This window comes from Cupriavidus sp. R6-3 (genome assembly GCF_059772245.1).
Genome location: NZ_JCBAJO010000022.1, coordinates 1 through 18,569, shown reverse-complemented (window position 1 = coordinate 18,569; position 18,569 = coordinate 1). Strand labels below are relative to the sequence as shown.

Genomic DNA, 18,569 nt, shown 5'->3' with positions numbered 1-18,569 from the left:
AATACCATAGCGGATATACCTTCATACAATCGACATCCTGGTTGGGGTCCCATCGCAATGCGTGTTCTCGTTCTTGGCAGTGGCGTGATCGGCGTCACCAGCGCCTGGTATCTGGCCAGGGCCGGCCATGAGGTCACCGTGATCGACCGCGAAGCGGCGCCGGCGCTCGGCACCAGCTTTGCCAATGCCGGGCAGATCTCGCCCGGCTATGCCTCGCCGTGGGCGGCGCCCGGCGTGCCGCTGAAGGCGATCAAATGGATGTTCCAGCAGCACGCGCCGCTGTCGATCCGGCCCGATGGCACGCTGTTCCAGCTGCAGTGGATGTGGCAGATGCTGATGAACTGCAGCGCCGACCGCTACGCCGTCAACAAGGAGCGCATGGTGCGGCTGGCCGAATACAGCCGCGACTGCATCCGCGCGCTGCGCGCCGAAACCGGCATCGCCTACGAGGGCCGCCAGCAGGGCACGCTGCAGGTCTTCCGCACCGACGAGCAGCTCGAAGGCGCGGCCAAGGACATCGCCGTGCTCGAGGAAGCCGGCGTGCCCTATCAATTGCTGTCGCGCGAGGATCTCGCCGCGAGCGAACCGGCGCTGGCCGCCGTCAGCCACAAGCTGACCGGGGGCCTGCGCCTGCCCAACGACGAAACCGGGGACTGCCAGCTGTTCACCCAGCGGCTGGCGGCCATGGCCCAGGGTCTGGGCGTGCAGTTCCTGTACAACCGTTCGATCGACAGCCTGATGACGCAGGGCACCGCCGTGACCGGTGCCATCGTCGGCGGCGAGCCGATCTTCGCCGACGCCGTGGTGGTGGCGCTGGGCAGCTGGTCGACCCCGTTCATCAAGGACTTCGTGCGGATTCCGGTCTATCCGCTGAAGGGGTTCTCGATCACCGTGCCGATGACCGACGCGGCGCGCAGCCCGGTATCGACGGTGCTGGACGAGACCTACAAGGTGGCGATCACGCGCTTCGACGACCGCATCCGCGTCGGCGGCATGGCGCAGATCGTCGGTTACGACCGTTCGCTCGATCCGGCCAAGCGGCGCACGCTGGAACATGTGGTGACGGACCTGTTCCCCGGTGCCGGCGACGTGGCCCGTGCCTCGTTCTGGACCGGCCTGCGTCCGATGACGCCGGACGGCACGCCGATCGTCGGCCCCACCCCGGTCAAGGGGCTGTGGCTCAATACCGGCCACGGCACGCTGGGCTGGACCATGGCGTGCGGCTCCGGCAAGCTGCTGGCCGATCTGGTGTCCGGCGCCTCGCCCGCGATCCGCGCCGACGATCTGTCGGTGGCGCGCTATCTGCAGCAGCCCCATCGGCGTCCGGTGCCACGTCCCGCCACGGCATAAGGCTCCGGGCGTCAGCGTCCACGCGTAACGGCCAAGGCGCGCCGGGCGCAAGCCCGACGAAACGCCCCAACAAAAAAGACGGCCAGGCGGCCGTCTTTTTTGTTGCCTACGCCTGCACTGCCGTCAGAACTGCGCCTCGCTCAACGCCAGCGCCGCCGGCGCACCCGACACGATGGCATCGCGAATGCCGCCGGCCTGCGACAGCACGTGTTCGGCGAAGAAATGCGCGGTCGCGATCTTGGCCTCGTGGAAGGCCGGATCTTCGGCACGGCGGGCATCGGCGGCCAGCATCGCGCGTCCGAGCTGCCAGCCCGAGAATACGATGCCGCACAGCTTCAGATAGGGCACGCTGCCGGCAAAGGCGGCGTTGGGATCGGTCTTGCCGTTGGCGACGATGAAGTCGATCGCCTGCTCCAGCGCGGCGCGACCCTTGGCCAGCTGCGCCTGCATCGCGGCGAACGGCGCGCCGCCGTGCGCGGCCAGCGCGGCCTCGGTCTCGGCAATGCGCGCGCAGATGCCGCGCGCCACGGCGCCGCCATCGCGCACCGTCTTGCGGCCGACCAGGTCGTTGGCCTGGATCGCCGTGGTGCCCTCGTAGATCGGCAGGATGCGCGCGTCGCGATAGTGCTGCGCGGCGCCGGTCTCCTCGATGAAGCCCATGCCGCCGTGGACCTGCACGCCCAGGCTGGTCACATCGATCGACAGCTCGGTGCTCCAGCCCTTGATCACCGGCACCAGGAATTCGTAGAACGCCTGGTTCTCGCGGCGCACCGCTTCGTCGGGATGCTGGTGCGCGATATCGCAGGCCGCCGCGCCGACATAGGCCAGCGCGCGCGCGCCTTCGGTCAGCGCGCGCATCGTCATCAGCATGCGCTTGACGTCGGGATGATGAATGATGGTGACCGCCTGCCGCGCCGAGCCGTCGACGGGGCGGCTCTGCACGCGCTCGCGTGCATAGGCCACGGCCTGCTGATAGGCGCGCTCGGACACCGCGATGCCCTGCATGCCGACCGAGAAGCGGGCCGCATTCATCATGATGAACATGTACTCGAGGCCGCGGTTCTCCTCGCCGACCAGCGTGCCGATGGCGCCGCCATGGTCGCCGAACTGCAGCACCGCGGTCGGGCTGGCCTTGATGCCGAGCTTGTGCTCGATCGATACGCAATGCACGTCGTTGCGCGCGCCCAGCGAGCCGTCCTCGCTGACCAGGAACTTCGGCACGATGAACAGCGAGATGCCCTTGACCCCTTCCGGCGCGTTCGGCGTCCTTGCCAGCACGAGATGGACGATGTTCTCCGCCATGTCGTGCTCGCCGTAGGTGATGAAGATCTTGGTGCCGAACAGCTTGTAGGTGCCGTCGCCCTGCGGCTCCGCGCGCGTGCGCACCGCGGCCAGGTCGGAGCCGGCCTGCGGCTCGGTCAGGTTCATCGTGCCGGTCCACTGGCCCGAGATCAGCCTGGGCAGGTAGGCCTGCCGCTGCGCGTCGCTGCCGGCGGTCAGCAGCGCCTCGATGGCGCCGTCGGTCAACAGCGGGCACAGCGCGAACGACAGATTGGCCGAGTTCAGCATCTCGTTGCAGGCGGTGGCGATCAGCTTGGGCAAGCCCTGGCCGCCGAATTCCTGCGGATGCAGCACGCCCTGCCAGCCGCCCTCGCCGAACTGGCGGAACGCGTCCTTGAAGCCGGGCGTGGTGGTGACCGCGCCGTCCTTCCAGCTGCTCGGCTCGATATCGCCGGTGCGGTTCAGCGGCGCGATCACCTGCTCGGTGAACTTGGCCGCCTCCTCGAGCACCGCCTGCGCGGTGTCGGCCGTCGCTTCCTCGAAGCCCGGCAATTGGCTGATGGCATCCAGCCCGGCCAGTTCGTTGATCGCGAACAGCATGTCCTTGAGCGGGGCGCGGTAGGTCATCGAAGTCTCCGTTATCGCAATGGGTCGCGGCAGTTGGCTGAGGGCGACCGTTCGATGCAGCGTATAAAAAAGCCGCTCGCGGGCGGGCCCGGAACGGCTTGTCTTGGCTTTTCTTTTTCTTGTGTCGGCTGGCTCGATCCTGCCGCGGCACCGGGCGGCGCCGCGGCAGGGCTGGCGATCAGCCCAGGGCCGCCACCAGCTCCGGCACCACGGTGTTCAGGTCGCCCACCAGGCCGTAGTCGGCGACCGAGAAGATCGGCGCCTCGGCGTCCTTGTTGATCGCGACGATCACCTTGGAGTCCTTCATGCCGGCCAGATGCTGGATCGCGCCCGAGATACCGACGGCGATATACAGCTGCGGCGCGACGATCTTGCCGGTCTGGCCGACCTGGTAGTCGTTCGGCACGAAGCCGGCGTCCACCGCGGCACGCGAGGCGCCCAGCGCGGCGCCCAGCTTGTCGGCCAGCGGGGTCAGCACTTTGGTGTAGTTCTCGCCCGAGCCCACGCCCCGGCCGCCCGACACGATGATCTTGGCGGCGGTCAGTTCCGGACGATCGCTCTTGGTCACTTCACGCGACACGAATTGCGAGATGCCGGCATCGGCCACGGCGGGCACGGTGTCGACCGAGGCCGAGCCGCCTTCCGCGGCGGCGGGATCGAACGCGGTGCCGCGCACGGTGATCACCTTGATCTTGTCCGACGACTTGACCGTGGCGATCGCGTTGCCGGCATAGATCGGGCGCTCGAAGGTGTCCGGGCCGTCGACCTTGGTGATGTCCGACAGCTGGGCCACGTCCAGCTTGGCGGCGACGCGCGGCAGCACGTTCTTGCCGTAGGCGGTGGCCGGAGCCAGGATGTGGCTGTAGTCGCTGGCGATCGCCAGCACCTGCTCGGCGACGTTCTCGGCCAGGCCTTCGCCGAAGTACGGCGCATCGGCCAGCAGCACCTTGGCGACGCCGGCGATCTTCGCGGCGGCTTCGGCGGCGGCCTGGGCGTTGGCGCCGGCAACCAGCACGTGGACGTCGCCGCCGCACTGGGCCGCGGCGGTCACGGTGTTCAGGGTCGCGCCCTTGATCGATTGATTGTCGTGTTCAGCAATGACGAGTGCAGTCATGTTCGTATCTCCTGGCGCGCTTAGATGACCTTGGCTTCGTTCTTGAGCTTCTGCACCAGCGTCGCGACGTCCGGCACCATCACACCCGCGCTGCGCTTGGGCGGCTCGACGACCTTCAGCGTCTGCAGACGCGGCGCCACGTCGACGCCCAGGTCTTCCGGCTTCACGGTTTCCAGCGGCTTCTTCTTGGCCTTCATGATGTTCGGCAGCGTGACGTAGCGCGGCTCGTTCAGGCGCAGGTCGGTGGTCACCACCGCCGGCAGCTTGACCGACAGCGTTTCCAGGCCGCCGTCGACTTCGCGGGTCACCGAGGCCTTGCCGTCGGCGATCACGACCTTCGAGGCGAAGGTCGCCTGCGGCAGGCCGGCCAGCGCGGCCACCATCTGGCCGGTCTGGTTGGAGTCGTCGTCGATGGCCTGCTTGCCCAGGATCACCAGCTGCGGCTGCTCCTTGTCGATCAGCGCCTTCAGCAGCTTGGCCACGGCCAGCGGCTGCAGGTCTTCGCTGCTCTCGACCAGGATGCCGCGGTCGGCGCCGATCGCCATCGCGGTGCGCAGCGTTTCCTGGCATTGCGCCACGCCGCAGGAGACCGCCACGACCTCGGTGGCCACGCCGGCTTCCTTCAAGCGGACCGCCTCTTCCACGGCGATCTCGTCGAACGGGTTCATGCTCATCTTCACGTTGGCCAGGTCGACGCCCGAGCCATCGGACTTCACACGGACCTTGACGTTGTAGTCAACCACGCGCTTGACTGCGACGAGTACTTTCATGCGCTCACTCCACTGATTGTCAGAAATTTGGTTCGCTCGCCATTATAACCACCGGGTCGGCGGCGCCCGGAATTTTCGAACGACCGTACTATTTTATAGGCAAAGAATTGCCGGGCATAGCCCGGCAGGCGATTTCGGTCGATGACTTCGCCGATCACTGAGCCGCTTGTTGACCGGTATTGTGCCGCAGAAAACCCTTCACGGCACAGACGTGACGGCCGGTTTCGAGGTTTTGTTCGATACCCGGCCGCACGTGCGGGGCCGGCTTACCAGGCCGTGATCACCGACTCCTTGAACGTCCTGGTGACGTAGTCCTTGATCTCCGGCGAGTGGTAGGCCTTGATCAGCTTGGCGACCCACGGCTTGTTCCTGTCGGCCTCGCGCACGGCGATCAGGTTGGCGTACGGACCCTTCGGACCTTCCATCGCGATCGCGTCCTTGGTCGGCGACAGGCCGGCCGATTCTGCGTAGTTGCCGTTGATCGCGGCGGCATCCAGGTCGTCCAGCGAGCGCGGCAGCTGCGCGGCGTCCAGTTCGACGATGCGGATCTTCTTCGGATTCGCGACGATGTCCAGCGGCGTGGCCTTCAGGCCGGCATCCGCACGCAGCTTGATCACGCCCTTGCTCTGCAGCAGCAGCAGGCCGCGGCCGCCGTTGGTCGGATCGTTGGGCACGCCGACGCGGGCGCCCTGCTTGAGCTGGTCCAGCGACTTGATCTTCTTCGAGTAGACGCCCATCGGGAACGTGACGGTGTAGCCGACGTTGGCGAACTTGTAGCCGCGGTCCTTCATCTGCGCCTCGAGATACGGCAGATGCTGATAGCTGTTGGCGTCGAGGTCGCCGGCGGCCAGCGCGGCGTTCGGCTGGATGTAGTCGCTGAACTCGACGACCTGGATATTGAGGCCATCCTTGGCGGCGACCTTCTTGACCTGTTCCATGATCTGGGCGTGCGGACCGCCGGTCACGCCGATCTTGATCGGCTTGTCCTGCGCCACCGCGGCGGTGGCGAGGCTGGCACCGAGCGCGGCGCCGATGATCCATTGCAGCAGGCTACGACGTTGCATGTCTGACTTCCTTTGCGATGCGTTCTGGGTTGAGTCTGGGATAAAGCAAAACGAAACGGGAAACGAAACGATACCGGCCGATGCCGATGCCGACGAGGCGCTCAGCGATGGCTGATCCGGCGGACCAGCCAGTCGCCGAAGCTCTGCACCGCCTGCACCAGCACGATCAGGATCAGCACCACCGCCACCATCACCTCGGTGATGTAGCGCTGGTAGCCATAGCGGATGCCGAGGTCGCCCAGGCCGCCGCCGCCGATCGCGCCGGCCATCGCCGAATAGCCGACCAGGCTGACGAAGGTGATGGTCAGGCCGGCAACGATGCCGGGCATGGCCTCGGGCAGCAGCACCTTCCAGACGATCTGGCCGGTGCTCGCGCCCATCGATTGCGCCGCCTCCACCAGGCCCTTGTCGACCTCGCGCAGCGCGCTCTCGACCAACCGCGCGATAAACGGAATCGCCGCGATCGTCAGCGGCACCACCGCCGCCGCGGTGCCGATCGACGAACCGGCCAGGAAGCGGGTGAACGGGATCACCACCACCAGCAGGATGATGAACGGGATCGAGCGCACCGCGTTGACGACCACGCCGATCAGCCGGTTGAACAAGGGGTGCGCCAGCGGGCCGCCCCGGTCGGTCAGATGCAGCACCACGCCGAGCGGCACGCCAAGCAGCGCGCCGATCACGCCCGAGATGCCGACCATCACCAGGGTCTCGCCCAGCGAGGTCACAAACAGGTCGAACAGCTCAGACCACATGCTCGTATTCCTCCACCACCACGCCCTGCTCCTGCAGGAATGCCATTGCCGCCCGGACGTTCTCGGTCTCGCCGGTGGCCATGATGGCCAGCGAGCCGAAGGCCTGTCCCTGGATCTCGTCGATATGCCCGTGCAGGATGTTGAAATCCAGCCCGTAGCGGCGGATCGCCTGCGCCAGCACCGGCTGGTCGACGCCCTCGCCGGTGAATGCCAGACGGTAGACATGGTCGCGCCCGTTGCCGAGCCGGCTCTCGACGCGCTTGAGCACGCTCGGCGGCAGCTCCTGCGCGATCACGTCGCCGATCATCGCGCGCGTGACCGCGTGCTGCGGCCGCAGGAAGACATCGATGACCTGGCCCTGTTCGACCACGCAGCCGGCATCGAGCACCGCGACGCGATCGCAGACCTGCTTGATGACCTCCATCTGGTGCGTGATCATCACGATGGTCAGCCCCAGGTCGCGATTGATCTGCTTGAGCAGGTCGAGGATGGACCGCGTGGTTTCCGGGTCGAGCGCCGAGGTGGCCTCGTCCGACAGCAGCACCTTGGGCTTGCTGGCAAGCGCCCGCGCAATGCCGACGCGCTGCTTCTGGCCGCCGCTGATCTGCGCCGGATAACGGTCCTTCAGCGCCGACAGGCCCACCAGGTCCAGCAGCGGCAGCACCGTCGCCGCGATCTCGTCGCGGCTCTTGCCGGCGAGCTCCAGCGGCAGCGCCACGTTGTCATAGACGGTGCGCGAGGACAGCAGGTTGAAATGCTGGAAGATCATGCCGATGTCGCGGCGCGCCAGCCGCAGCGCGGACGAGTCCAGCGCGGTTAGATCCTGCCCGGCGACGATCACGCGGCCGGCGGTCGGACGGTTCAGCAGGTTGATGGCGCGCACCAGCGTACTTTTGCCGGCGCCGCTGCGGCCGATGATGCCGAAGATTTCGCCGGCCGCGATGGACAGGCTGACATCCCGCAAAGCGTGCACATCCCCGGTCGCACCGGGGAATCGCTGCGAGAGACCTTGCAGTTCGATCATGAGACAGAGCGAAAAGAAAACGGCAACAGCCGGGACGGGGTCTCCAGCGCTGCTGCCGCATTTATCGTTTTTGGATGTAACGGGCTATTTTAAGCGATCCGCTTCTTACCAGAAACGACTTTTTGCCGATGTCTTTAGACGAAAAAGGAATAAGGCCCCGTTTCCGAGTGCCGAGATGTCAACTCTGGATCCTCTGGATCAACCCGAACGCCAGGACGGCGGCCGCTTGTCGATGAATGCCTGCACGCCCTCCAGCGCCGATTCGTCCATCATGTTGCACGCCATGGTCTGCCCGGCAAGCTGATAGGCGGCCTCGACGCCCATTTCGAGCTGGCGGTAGAACAGCCCCTTGCCGGCCGCGATGGCTGCCGCCGGCTTGGCGCAGATGCTGGCGGCCAGCTTCGCCACCTCCCCATCCAGCTCGGCGGCCGGCACCACGCGATTGACCAGGCCGCGCGCATGCGCCTCGTGGGCGCCGATCATCTCGCCGGTCAGCAGCATCTCCATCGCGTGCTTGCGATGCAGATTGCGCGACAGCGCCACGCCGGGCGTCGAGCAGAACAGGCCCAGGTTGACGCCCGACACCGCAAAGCGCGCGTCGTCGGCGGCCACCGCCAGGTCGCACATCGCCACCAGCTGGCAGCCGGCCGCGGTGGCGATGCCGTGCACGCGCGCGATCACCGGCTGCGGCATGCGCTGGATCGCCAGCATCATGCGCGTGCAGCGGTCGAACAGGCGGCGGTAGTAATCGTGCGAGGGCTGGGCGCGCATTTCGCGCAGATCGTGCCCGGCGCAGAAGGCGCGCCCCGCGCCGGCCAGCACCACGACCCGCACGGCGGGATCGGCGGCGATGCGGGTCAGCGCCTCGGTCACCGCGTCGATCAGCGCCTCCGACAACGCGTTGAAGGCGTCGGGACGTTGCAGCGTCAGGCGCAGCACGCCCGGGGCATCTTCGCTTTGCGCCAGCACCGCACTAGCGGCTTGGGCTTGTTCCGATTCGGCCATGATCGTCTCCTGGTCTGCTGTTGTCCTGCTGCGGTGGCGCTTGCTGGAATCCGCCTTGTCGAAACCGGCTTGTCGAAACCGCCGTGTTCAAACCGGCTCGTTGAAAACCCGCCCGTCGCTGGGCCGGCTCGCCCTAGCGCTCCAGCAGCACCTTCAGATGCGCCAGCACGCTGCGCCCCAGCGCGCTGAGGTTGTAGCCGCCTTCGAGGCAGCTGACGATGCGTCCCTGCGCGTGCAGCCGCGCCAGCGTCATCAGCTCGGCCGTGATCCACGCATAGTCCTGCTCGACCAGCCCCATCTGGCCGAGGTCGTCCTCGCGATGCGCGTCGAAGCCTGCCGAGATGAACAGCATCTGCGGACGGAAGGCCTGCAGCCGCGGCATCCAGATGGTCTCCACCACCTCGCGCACCGCCATGCCGTTGGTATAGGCCGGCAGCGGAATATTGGCCATGTTGTTGGCCACGTGCTCGGTGCCGCTGTACGGGTAGAACGGATGCTGGAAGAAGCTGCACATCAGCACGCGCTCGTCGCCGCGAAATGCGGCCTCGGTGCCGTTGCCGTGATGGACATCGAAGTCGATGATCGCCACGCGTTCGAGCCCGTGCGCGTCGAGCGCATGGCGGGCGGCAATGGCGACGTTGTTGTAGAAGCAGAAGCCCATCGCGCGATCGGGCTCGGCGTGGTGGCCCGGCGGCCGCACGCAGCAGAAGGCGTTCTCCAGCTCGCCGGCGATCACCGCGTCGGTGGCCGCCACCGCGGCGCCCGCCGCATGCGTGGCCGCCGCCAGCGTATGCGCGTTCATTGCGGTATCGGGATCGATCGCATGGTAGCCGCTGGCGGGACTGGCTTCGTGCAGCCCGTCGACATAGCCCGGCAGATGCACGCGCTCGATCTGCTCGCGGCTGGCCGCGGGCGCCTCGCGGCGGTCCAGCAGGCCGTCGATGCCGTGCGAGATCAGATGGTCTTCGATGGCGGTCAGGCGTTCCGGGCACTCGGGATGGAACTGCCCCATCTCGTGCAGCAGGAATTCGGGATGCGTGTAGTAGCCGGTCGGCATGGGAATTCGGCGCGTTTATCGAGGCGTTGTTGGGCGCGTGGCGGGCACTTCGTCGAGTGCGCCGCTGTCTCCATCCCCGTACGTTAGCACAGCGGATGGCCCGCAACGCGATGGCCGCTCGCGGCGCCGGTCGTATCGTTCCGTGATGTTTTGCGCCGGATGCGTCCGCTATACTCGGTCCGACTTGCAAAGGACACCATGACCGAACACACGCGTACCCTGCGCCGCCCTCTGCTGGGCGCCGCGCTCTGCTCCGTGGCGCTTGGCCTGTGCGGCGCCACCCCTTCGCTGCTGGCGGCCGGCAAGCGCCGCGTCAGCTTCCAGGAAGAAGAAATCGATCCCGGCCGCTATCGCAACGGCAGCAACCCGCAGGCGGCCGCCTTCATCGACGAGATGGTCGCGAAACACGGCTTCTCGCGCGCGACCCTGAACGACTGGTTTGGACAGGCGGTCTATTCGGCCACGGTGGCGCGCCTGATCATGCCGCCGGCCACGCCGGGCCGCAAAAGCTGGCGCGCCTACCGCTCGCGCTTCATCGAGCCGATCCGCATCAACGCCGGCGTTCGCTTCTGGGAGCAGCACCGCGACACGCTGCGCCGCGCCGAGACCGAGTTCGGCGTGCCCGCCTCGGTGATCGTCGGCATCATCGGCGTCGAGACGATCTACGGACGCGACATGGGCAGCTTCCGCGTGCTGGACTCGCTGTCGACGCTGGCCTTCGATTATCCCGATACGCCGAACCGCGCCAGCCGCTCGGCACTGTTCCGCGCGCAGCTGCAGGACTACCTGCTGTGGTGCCGCGAGACCCGTACCGATGTGTTCTCGGTGCTCGGCTCGTACGCCGGCGCGATCGGCATTCCGCAGTTCATGCCGACCAGCCTGCGCGAATACGCGACCGACTACGATCGCGATGGCCACATCGACCTGCGCAACAGCCCGGTGGACGCGATCGGCAGCGTCGGCCGCTTTCTGCAGCTGCACGGATGGGAGGCGGGCCGGCCGGTGGTGTGGCGGCTGGCGCAGGACGAAGGCAGCCGCGGCATCGCGGCGGCGGCGGCCGACGGCGAACCGTGGCCGACGCGCACACTCAATCAGCTGACGCGCGCCGGGCTGCGGCTGGACGAGCCGATCGACGCGGCGCGCGAAGGCGAGACCGGGGTGCTGGTGGTGGACCTGCCGACGCCCGATGCGCCGACCGAGTACATGCTCGGATTGCGCAATTTCTATGTGCTGACGCGCTACAACCGCAGCTTCTTCTACGCGCTGGCGGTCTATCAGCTGGGCGAGGCCGTCAAGGCCGCGATGATGTAAGGACCGATCGGTCCGGCCGGCGCTGCTGTGGTTTCAGCGGGCAGCGCCGGCGTTCATCGGCTGGGGTTCATGACGCAGGTTCGTTGACCCGCGTTCATTGCCCCGGATGATTGCCCGGGATTCATGCCCCGGGTTCATGCCCCGGGTTCATTGACCCAGGTTCAGGCGGGGAAGACGCCGGTCGACAGATAGCGGTCGCCGCGGTCGCAGACCACGAACACGATGGTCGCGTCGCGGACTTCTTCCGCGATCCGCAGCGCGACGCACAGCGCGCCGGCGGCCGAGATGCCGCAGAAGATGCCTTCCTCGCGCGCCATGCGGCGGGCCATGTGTTCGGCGTCGGCCTGGCTGACCGGCTCGGTGCGGTCGATGTAGCGCGCATCGTAGATCTTCGGCATATAGGCTTCCGGCCATTTGCGGATGCCCGGAATGCGCGAGCCTTCGGCCGGTTGCGCGCCGATGATCTGGATCGCCGGATTCTGTTCCTTCAGATAGCGCGACACGCCCGTGATCGTGCCGGTCGTGCCCATCGCCGAAACGAAATGCGTAACGCGGCCTTCGGTGTCGCGCCAGATCTCGGGACCGGTGGTCTCGTAGTGGGACTGCGGATTATCGGGATTGGCGAACTGGTCGAGGATGACGCCCTTGCCGTCGCGCTCCATCGAATCGGCCAGGTCGCGCGCGTATTCCATGCCGCCCTTGACCGGGGTCAGGATGATCTCGGCGCCGTAGGCCGCCATGCTCTGGCGGCGCTCCACGCTCAGGTCCTCCGGCATGATCAGCACCATCTTGTAGCCGCGGATCGCAGCTGCCATCGCCAGCGCGATGCCGGTATTGCCGGACGTCGCTTCGATCAGCGTGTCGCCGGGCTTGATGCGGCCGCGCGCTTCGGCACGCGCGATCATCGACAGCGCGGGCCGGTCCTTGACGGAGCCAGCCGGATTGTTGCCTTCGAGCTTGCCCAGAATCACATTGCCACGCTCGGCGTTGGCGGCTCCGGGAATACGCTGCAATTGCACCAGCGGCGTATTGCCGATGGTGTCTTCGATCGTCTTGTAGGCCATGATGGGGCGAGTCCAAATGTCGGCGCCCATTGTAATGCAGTCGTCATGACCCTGCCGCCGGCGGGGCGGCGGGCGGTGCAAGCACTGCCAGAACGGCGAAGGGCTGCGGCGCTGGGAGGCAGCGAGGCAGCGAGGCAGCGAGGCAGCGAGGCAGCGAGGCAGCGAGGCAGGATCGCCCGCCCCGCTGCCAGGTTCCTCAGACGCGCGTGCGGCCCTTGCCGAGCAGGTGGTACAGCAGGATCGCGCCGAAGGTGGCGGTGCCGATGCCGCCCAGCGTCATGCCGCCGAAGCGCAGCGTCAGGTCGCCGGCCGCGACCGTCAGCGTGGCGCCGACGGTGATCAGGTTGCGCGAATCGGAGAAGTCGACGCGGTTCTCGACCCAGATCCGGCCCGCGGTAGCGGCGATCAGGCCGAACACCACGATGGTCAGGCCGCCGATCACCGGGCCCGGAATGGTCAGGATCAGCGCACCGAACTTGGGCGAGAAGCCGAGCAGGATCGCCACCAGCGCGGCCACCACGAAGATCAGCGTCGAGTAGATCCGGGTCACCGCCATCACGCCCATATTCTCGGCATAGGTGGTCACACCGGTACCGCCGCCGGCGGCCGACAGCATCGTCGCGACGCCGTCGCCGATAAAGGCGCGGCCGATATACGGGTCCAGATTGCGGCCGGTCATCACGCCGATCGCCTTGATATGGCCAAGGTTCTCCGCCACCAGCACGATCGCCACCGGCGCGATCAGCAGCATCGCGTTCAGTTCGAACACCGGCGTGGTAAAGGCCGGCAGGCCGAACCAGCTGGCGCTGGCGACGCCGGAGAAGTCGATCGGCTTGCCCAGGCCGAAGGCGTTTGCGCACACCCAGTAGGCCAGATAGCCGATCAGCCCGCCGATCAGCACCGGCAGCCGGCCGATCATGCCGGGCGCGCGCACCGCCACCAGCCCGACGGCGACCACGGTCAGCAGGCCGATCCAGGTATCGAGCGCGGCGGCGCTGACCGCCTTGACCGCGACCGGCGCGAGATTCAGCCCGATCGCGGCGACGATGGCACCGGTCACCACCGGCGGCATCAGCCGTTCGACCCAGCCATAGCCGGCGGCCTGCACCACCAGGCCGATCACGGTGTAGAGCAGGCCGGCGGCGATGATGCCGCCGAGCGCCAGCGGAATATTCGGATTCGGGCCGCTGCCGGCATAGCCGGTGGCCGCGATCACGACGGCGATGAAGGCGAAGCTGGAACCGAGATAGCTGGGCACGCGGCCGCGCACGCACAGGAAGAAGATCAGCGTGCCGATGCCCGAGAACAGGATGGCGATGTTGGGATTGAAGCCCATCAGGATCGGCGCGATCGCGGTCGAGCCGAACATCGCCACCACGTGCTGGATGCCGGCCAGCACGGTCTGCCCGGTGGGCAGCCGCTCATCCGGCGCAATCACGCCCTCGGTCTTCAGTGTCCAGCGCGGCAGGAATCCCGCCTCGTCGCCATTCGCCATCGTTCAGCTCCCGTTCTGAGGTGGCCGCTGGCGCGCCGCGCCCGGCCGTTCTTGGTGATGTGTTGGTGATGTGTTGTGGCCGGCAGGGCTTGCCGCACGCCGCGGCGTGCGCCCCCGGTGGCTCCCGGACCGCGCATCGCGCGCCGCCAGCCCCTTCCCTCCCCATGGAGAGACGAACGAGGCGCCCTGCCGCAGCGCCCGCATCATACTCCCTGGCCCAGGGCCTGCGAAGCGCCACGGCGTCCGATCGGTGGCGCTGACCGGCCGCGTCGCGACATCGCCACGCCGCTGATGCGCTAGCACGAGCCATACCAGCACGGGCCGGCAGCATGGACTGAGGGCGCCGCCAGCCCGCTCAGTGCGCGGCCTTGTTTGTCTTGCCGGAACCCTTGCCGGCGGGCGAGACTGCCGCCGCCGTCGGCGCGGCGGCGGTCTGCTTGCCTCCCTTCGCCGCGGGCAGCGCCCCGCCCCGGCCGATGTTCAGCCCCTCGTTCTGCAGACGCACCACCGACTTCGGCCCCAGGCCCTTGACCCGCTCGGCCAGATCGTTGGCGTCCTTGAATGCGCCCTGCTTGCCGCGCTCCTCGACAATCCGGCGCGCCATCGCCGGTCCGATTCCCTTGACCGAGGTCAGCGCCGCCTCGTCGGCACTGTTGACGTCGACAGCGGCCAGCGCGCTGCCGGCCAGCGCCATCGACATGCCAAGACAGCACGCCAGCGCCAGCAAGGTTTGCTTGATCATGAACAGGCTCCTTCTCCGGTGACCGGAGTTCGGCTTCGTTGGCGATGCCCGGACGGGCATGCCGCCCCGCCGTCGCGACGGGGTAGGCCGAGAATAAGAGCGAGGGGAACAGTCGGCGCGCCGCGCAACAAATGTTGACGCGATTTGGCCGGAAAGCGCGGCGCCGGTTTGCGGCGATACGACAGGGAGGAAGCGGCCGCGGGGAAATCGGCGGCCGCGCGGGCTTCAGCGTGCGGGCTTCACTTGCCCAACTTCAGCCGCCGCGCTCGAGCAGCCAGCGGCAATAACGCGCCACGCCTTCCTCGACCGTATAGAACGGCGCGGTATAGCCGGCGCCGCGCAGGCGCGACACGTCGGACTGCGTGAAGCACTGATACTTGCCGCGCAGCGCGTCGGGGAACTTGATGTATTCGATCAGCCCTTCCTGCTCCATCTCCTCCAGCGTCAGCGGCGGCTTGCCTTCGGCGCCGCGCAGCGTGTTGACCACGGTGGTCGCGATGTCGTTGAACGGCTGCGCGCGTCCGGTGCCGAGATTGAAGATGCCGGACTTCTCGGGATGGTCCAGGAAGAACAGGTTGACCTTGACCACGTCCTCGACCGAGACGAAGTCGCGGCTGTGCCCGCCGGGGCCATAGCCGCCGTATTCGCCGAACAGCTTGACGGTGCCGTCCGCGCGGAACTGGTTGAAGTTGTGGAAGGCCACCGACGCCATGCGGCCCTTGTGGCCCTCGCGCGGACCGTAGACGTTGAAGTAGCGGAAGCCCACGATCTGCGAGTGCGCATTCGGCTGCGTGCGCCGTACCAGCTGGTCGAACAGGAACTTCGAGTAGCCGTAGACGTTCAGCGGCTTCTCGTATTCGCGGTCTTCCTTGAAGGTTTGCGAGGCGCCGTAGGTGGCCGCCGACGAGGCATAGAGAAACTGCACGCCCTGCTCCAGGCACGCTTCCATCAGCGCCTTGGAGTAGCGGTAGTTGTTCTCCATCATGTAGCGGCCGTCGGTCTCCATCGTGTCCGAACAGGCGCCCTCATGGAAGATCGCGCGGACCTTGCCGAATTCGCCGCGCGCGAAGCGGTCCAGGAAGTCGGTCTTGTCCAGGTAGTCGGCGATCTCGCAATCGACCAGGTTATGGAACTTGTCGGCGCGGGTCAGGTTGTCGACCGCGATGACGTTGTTCTCGCCGCGCTCGTTCAGCCCCTTGACGAGGTTGCTGCCGACGAAACCGGCGGCGCCGGTGACGATGATGGTCATGGTGAATCCAGCAGTGATAGGAGGCGCGTCAGCCTTGCGCCGCGCCGAACAATTCGGGATAGCTGACCACGGCCGTGCCCAGCTTGCCGACCACGATGCCGCCGGCGCGATTGGCATGCTGCACCGCTTCCTTCAGCGGAATGCCGGCGCCCAGCATGGTGGCCAGCGTCGCGATCACGGTATCGCCGGCGCCCGACACGTCGTAGACCTCGCGCGCCTGCGCGGAGACGTGCAGCACTTCGGCCTCGGTGTACAGCGTCATGCCTTCCTCGGAGCGCGTCAGCAGCAGCGCTTCCAGTTGCAGCGCGCGGCGCAGGTTCTGCGCGCGGATGGTCAGGTCGGCCTCGGTCTTCCAGGCGCCGACCACATGGCGCATCTCCGCGCGGTTCGGCGTGATCAGCGTGGCGCCGCGATAGCGCGAGTAGTCGTCGCCCTTGGGGTCGACCAGCACCATCTTGCCGGCGGCGCGGCCGCCTTCGACCATGCGCGACACATGGGTCAGGCCGCCCTTGCCGTAGTCGGACAGCACCAGCACCTGGTAGTCGCCGATCAGTGCCTGGAAACGGTCCTGCACCGACAGCAGCACCTCGTGCGCCGGCGGATTCTCGAAGTCCACGCGCAGCAGCTGCTGCTGGTGCGCGACCACGCGCAGCTTGATGGTGGTATTGACGCTGCGGTCGCGGTAGAGAAACGGCTGGACGTGTTCCGCGGTCAGCAGGTTCTCCAGCATGCTGCCGGGTTCGTCGTCGCCGACCACGCCGAGCATGCCGACCGACGCGCCCAGCGCGGCGGCGTTGCGCGCCACGTTGGCGGCGCCGCCCAGGCGTTCCTCGCTGCGCTTGACCTGCACCACCGGGACCGGGGCCTCGGGCGAAATCCGTTCGACATCGCCGAACCAGTAGCGGTCCAGCATCATGTCGCCCACCACCAGGATGCGCGATTGCTGGATCTGTTCGCGAGAGATCGGGTTCCTGTTCATGAGCTTCCTTTTGGCCGGCGCGCCGCTCGGCGGCCGCACCGGCATGTTGCGTCAGGCCGCCGCCGCGGGCCGGCCGATCGCGTGATATTCGATACCGGCCTCCTGCATCGCGGCCGGTTCATACAGATTGCGCCCGTCGAACACGACCGGCGTCTTCAGCCGCCGCCGGATCTGCGCGAAGTCCGGGCTGCGGAACACCTTCCATTCGGTGACGATCGCCAGCGCGTCGGCGCCGTCCAGCGTCTCCATCTGCGCGTCGCAGAAGGTCACGCGGTCGAAGCCGCCCTCGATCCCGGCCAGGTCCTGCGCCAGCGCGCGCCGCGCCTCCTGCATCGCGACCGGATCGTGCACCCGCAGCGACGCGCCGCGCGAGACCAGATCGCGCGCCAGCACCCGCGACGGCGCCTCGCGCATGTCGTCGGTATTCGGCTTGAACGCCAGGCCCCAGATCGCGAAGGTGCGCCCGCTCAGGTCCTCGCCGAAGCGCCGCACGACCTTGTCGCCGAGCACGCGCTTCTGCGCGTCGTTGACCGCCTCGACCGCCTCCAGCACGCGCATCGGCTTGCCGCTCGCTGCCGCCGTGCGCATCAGCGCCTGCACGTCCTTCGGAAAGCACGAACCGCCGTAGCCGGCACCGGCATAGAGGAAACTGTAGCCGATCCGCGGATCGGAGCCGATTCCCAGGCGCACCAGCTCGATATCGGCGCCGACCTCGTCGGCCAGGTTGGCCAACTCGTTCATGAACGAGATCCGCGTCGCCAGCATCGAGTTGGCCGCGTACTTGGTGAACTCGGCCGAGCGCACGTCCATGTAGAAGGTGCGCTCGTGATTGCGGTTGAACGGCGCGTACAGCGCCCGCATAATCGCCTTGGCATGGCGGCCGGCGGCGTCGTTGTTGCAGCCGAGCACGATGCGATCGGGGCGCATGAAGTCCTCGACCGCGGCGCCCTCCTTCAGGAATTCGGGATTGGAGACCACCGAGAACTGCAGGTCCTCGAGCCCGCGCTTGGCCAGTTCCTCGCGGATCGCCGCCGCCACGCGGTCGCCGGTGCCGACCGGCACGGTCGACTTGTCGACCACGATCTTGAAGCCCGTCATGTGCCGGCCGATATTGCGCGCGGCCGCCAGCACGTATTGCAGGTCGGCCGAGCCGTCCTCGTCGGGCGGCGTGCCGACCGCGATGAACTGCACGTCGGCATGGTCGACCGCGGCGGCGACGTCGGTGGAGAACACCAGCCGTCCGGCTTCGCGGTTGCGCTGGATCAGGTCCTTCAGGCCGGGCTCGTAGATCGGCACGCCGCCATCGTTGAGCAGCGCGATCTTCTCTTCATCGACGTCGAGGCAGAACACATCGTTACCCAGCTCGGCGAGACAGGCGCCGGTGACCAGGCCGACATAACCGCTGCCGATGATGGTGACTTTCATGAGGACGACTCCGTGAGACGGGGCGGATCAGGCTGGACGCGGACTCAGCCGAGCGCTTCGGTGCGCCGCGGCGCGTAGGATTCCCAGCGGTTGCAGCCGGGGCACTGCCAGTAGAACAGGCGGGCGCGGAAGCCGCACTCGCGGCAGGTGTAGCGCGCCAGGTTGCGGGTGCGCAGCTGCAGCAGGTCGCGGATCGCGGCGTCTTCCTGCGTGGTGGCATCGGCGGTGGTCGCATCGGCGTTGGCGTTGGCCGCGTC

At 67.5% G+C, this 18,569-nt stretch carries 16 protein-coding genes and 1 pseudogene; 2 read left to right on the top strand and 15 right to left on the bottom strand.

What is annotated here, in order from left to right:
* Nucleotides 1–57: 57 nt before the first annotated feature.
* Nucleotides 58–1,350, top strand: a complete 1,293-nt coding sequence (locus tag AC6EI8_RS06555; RefSeq protein WP_149317903.1) for a D-amino acid dehydrogenase — start codon at nucleotides 58–60, stop codon at nucleotides 1,348–1,350.
* A 123-nt stretch (nucleotides 1,351–1,473) separates the two neighbouring features.
* Here the strand turns inward: AC6EI8_RS06555 and AC6EI8_RS06550 are convergent, their stop codons facing one another.
* The 8 genes from AC6EI8_RS06550 to AC6EI8_RS06515 all read right to left on the bottom strand — a co-directional run bounded on the left by AC6EI8_RS06550 (nucleotide 1,474) and on the right by AC6EI8_RS06515 (nucleotide 10,047).
* Nucleotides 1,474–3,258 carry an acyl-CoA dehydrogenase gene (locus AC6EI8_RS06550; protein WP_498381564.1) on the bottom strand — a complete coding sequence of 595 codons (1,785 nt, stop codon included), beginning with the start codon at nucleotides 3,256–3,258 and terminating at the stop codon, nucleotides 1,474–1,476.
* 178 nt (nucleotides 3,259–3,436) lie between these two features.
* The gene (locus tag AC6EI8_RS06545; RefSeq protein ID WP_006577021.1) at nucleotides 3,437–4,372 is read right to left on the bottom strand and encodes an electron transfer flavoprotein subunit alpha/FixB family protein; all 936 of its coding nucleotides are present in this window, start codon (nucleotides 4,370–4,372) and stop codon (nucleotides 3,437–3,439) included.
* 20 nt (nucleotides 4,373–4,392) lie between these two features.
* Nucleotides 4,393–5,142, bottom strand: coding sequence for an electron transfer flavoprotein subunit beta/FixA family protein (locus tag AC6EI8_RS06540; protein ID WP_053821326.1), 750 nt, complete (start codon nucleotides 5,140–5,142; stop codon nucleotides 4,393–4,395).
* Between the two features lie 266 nt (nucleotides 5,143–5,408).
* Nucleotides 5,409–6,206, bottom strand: a complete 798-nt coding sequence (locus AC6EI8_RS06535; protein WP_498381563.1) for a MetQ/NlpA family ABC transporter substrate-binding protein — start codon at nucleotides 6,204–6,206, stop codon at nucleotides 5,409–5,411.
* Nucleotides 6,207–6,307: 101 nt separating this feature from the next.
* Nucleotides 6,308–6,961, bottom strand: coding sequence for a methionine ABC transporter permease (locus AC6EI8_RS06530; RefSeq protein ID WP_053821324.1), 654 nt, complete (start codon nucleotides 6,959–6,961; stop codon nucleotides 6,308–6,310).
* The gene (locus tag AC6EI8_RS06525) at nucleotides 6,951–7,985 is read right to left on the bottom strand and encodes a methionine ABC transporter ATP-binding protein (protein WP_149317900.1); all 1,035 of its coding nucleotides are present in this window, start codon (nucleotides 7,983–7,985) and stop codon (nucleotides 6,951–6,953) included. Before AC6EI8_RS06525 ends, AC6EI8_RS06530 begins: the two co-directional genes overlap by 11 nt.
* 198 nt (nucleotides 7,986–8,183) lie before the next feature.
* Complete coding sequence (locus tag AC6EI8_RS06520; RefSeq protein WP_498381562.1) at nucleotides 8,184–8,990, bottom strand: enoyl-CoA hydratase; 807 nt, start codon at nucleotides 8,988–8,990, stop codon at nucleotides 8,184–8,186.
* Between the two features lie 133 nt (nucleotides 8,991–9,123).
* Nucleotides 9,124–10,047 carry a histone deacetylase family protein gene (locus AC6EI8_RS06515; protein WP_149317898.1) on the bottom strand — a complete coding sequence of 308 codons (924 nt, stop codon included), beginning with the start codon at nucleotides 10,045–10,047 and terminating at the stop codon, nucleotides 9,124–9,126.
* Between the two features lie 198 nt (nucleotides 10,048–10,245).
* Between AC6EI8_RS06515 and mltB the strand changes: the two genes are divergently transcribed.
* Nucleotides 10,246–11,358, top strand: a complete 1,113-nt coding sequence (gene mltB / locus AC6EI8_RS06510; protein WP_265633383.1) for a lytic murein transglycosylase B — start codon at nucleotides 10,246–10,248, stop codon at nucleotides 11,356–11,358.
* Nucleotides 11,359–11,519: 161 nt separating this feature from the next.
* Here mltB and cysM read toward each other — a convergent pair whose 3' ends face one another.
* The 7 genes and pseudogenes from cysM to AC6EI8_RS06475 form a co-directional block, all read right to left on the bottom strand.
* A complete protein-coding gene (gene cysM, locus AC6EI8_RS06505; RefSeq protein WP_149317896.1) occupies nucleotides 11,520–12,422 on the bottom strand; it encodes a cysteine synthase CysM in 903 nt (300 codons plus the stop codon).
* Between the two features lie 196 nt (nucleotides 12,423–12,618).
* Nucleotides 12,619–13,917, bottom strand: a complete 1,299-nt coding sequence (locus tag AC6EI8_RS06500) for a solute carrier family 23 protein (RefSeq protein WP_149317895.1) — start codon at nucleotides 13,915–13,917, stop codon at nucleotides 12,619–12,621.
* A 355-nt stretch (nucleotides 13,918–14,272) separates the two neighbouring features.
* Nucleotides 14,273–14,659, bottom strand: coding sequence for a ComEA family DNA-binding protein (locus AC6EI8_RS06495; RefSeq protein ID WP_149317894.1), 387 nt, complete (start codon nucleotides 14,657–14,659; stop codon nucleotides 14,273–14,275).
* 253 nt (nucleotides 14,660–14,912) lie between these two features.
* Entirely contained in the window at nucleotides 14,913–15,908 is a 996-nt protein-coding gene (gene rfaD / locus AC6EI8_RS06490) for an ADP-glyceromanno-heptose 6-epimerase (protein WP_498381561.1), read from the bottom strand.
* Between the two features lie 28 nt (nucleotides 15,909–15,936).
* Nucleotides 15,937–16,887 (bottom strand): D-glycero-beta-D-manno-heptose-7-phosphate kinase, encoded by a 951-nt coding sequence (gene rfaE1, locus AC6EI8_RS06485; protein WP_149317892.1) that lies wholly within the window; start codon nucleotides 16,885–16,887, stop codon nucleotides 15,937–15,939.
* A gap of 51 nt (nucleotides 16,888–16,938) precedes the next feature.
* The gene (locus tag AC6EI8_RS06480; RefSeq protein WP_226108267.1) at nucleotides 16,939–18,312 is read right to left on the bottom strand and encodes a UDP-glucose dehydrogenase family protein; all 1,374 of its coding nucleotides are present in this window, start codon (nucleotides 18,310–18,312) and stop codon (nucleotides 16,939–16,941) included.
* A gap of 44 nt (nucleotides 18,313–18,356) precedes the next feature.
* A pseudogene (locus AC6EI8_RS06475) lies at nucleotides 18,357–18,569 on the bottom strand (lipopolysaccharide assembly protein LapB); the annotation flags it as partial.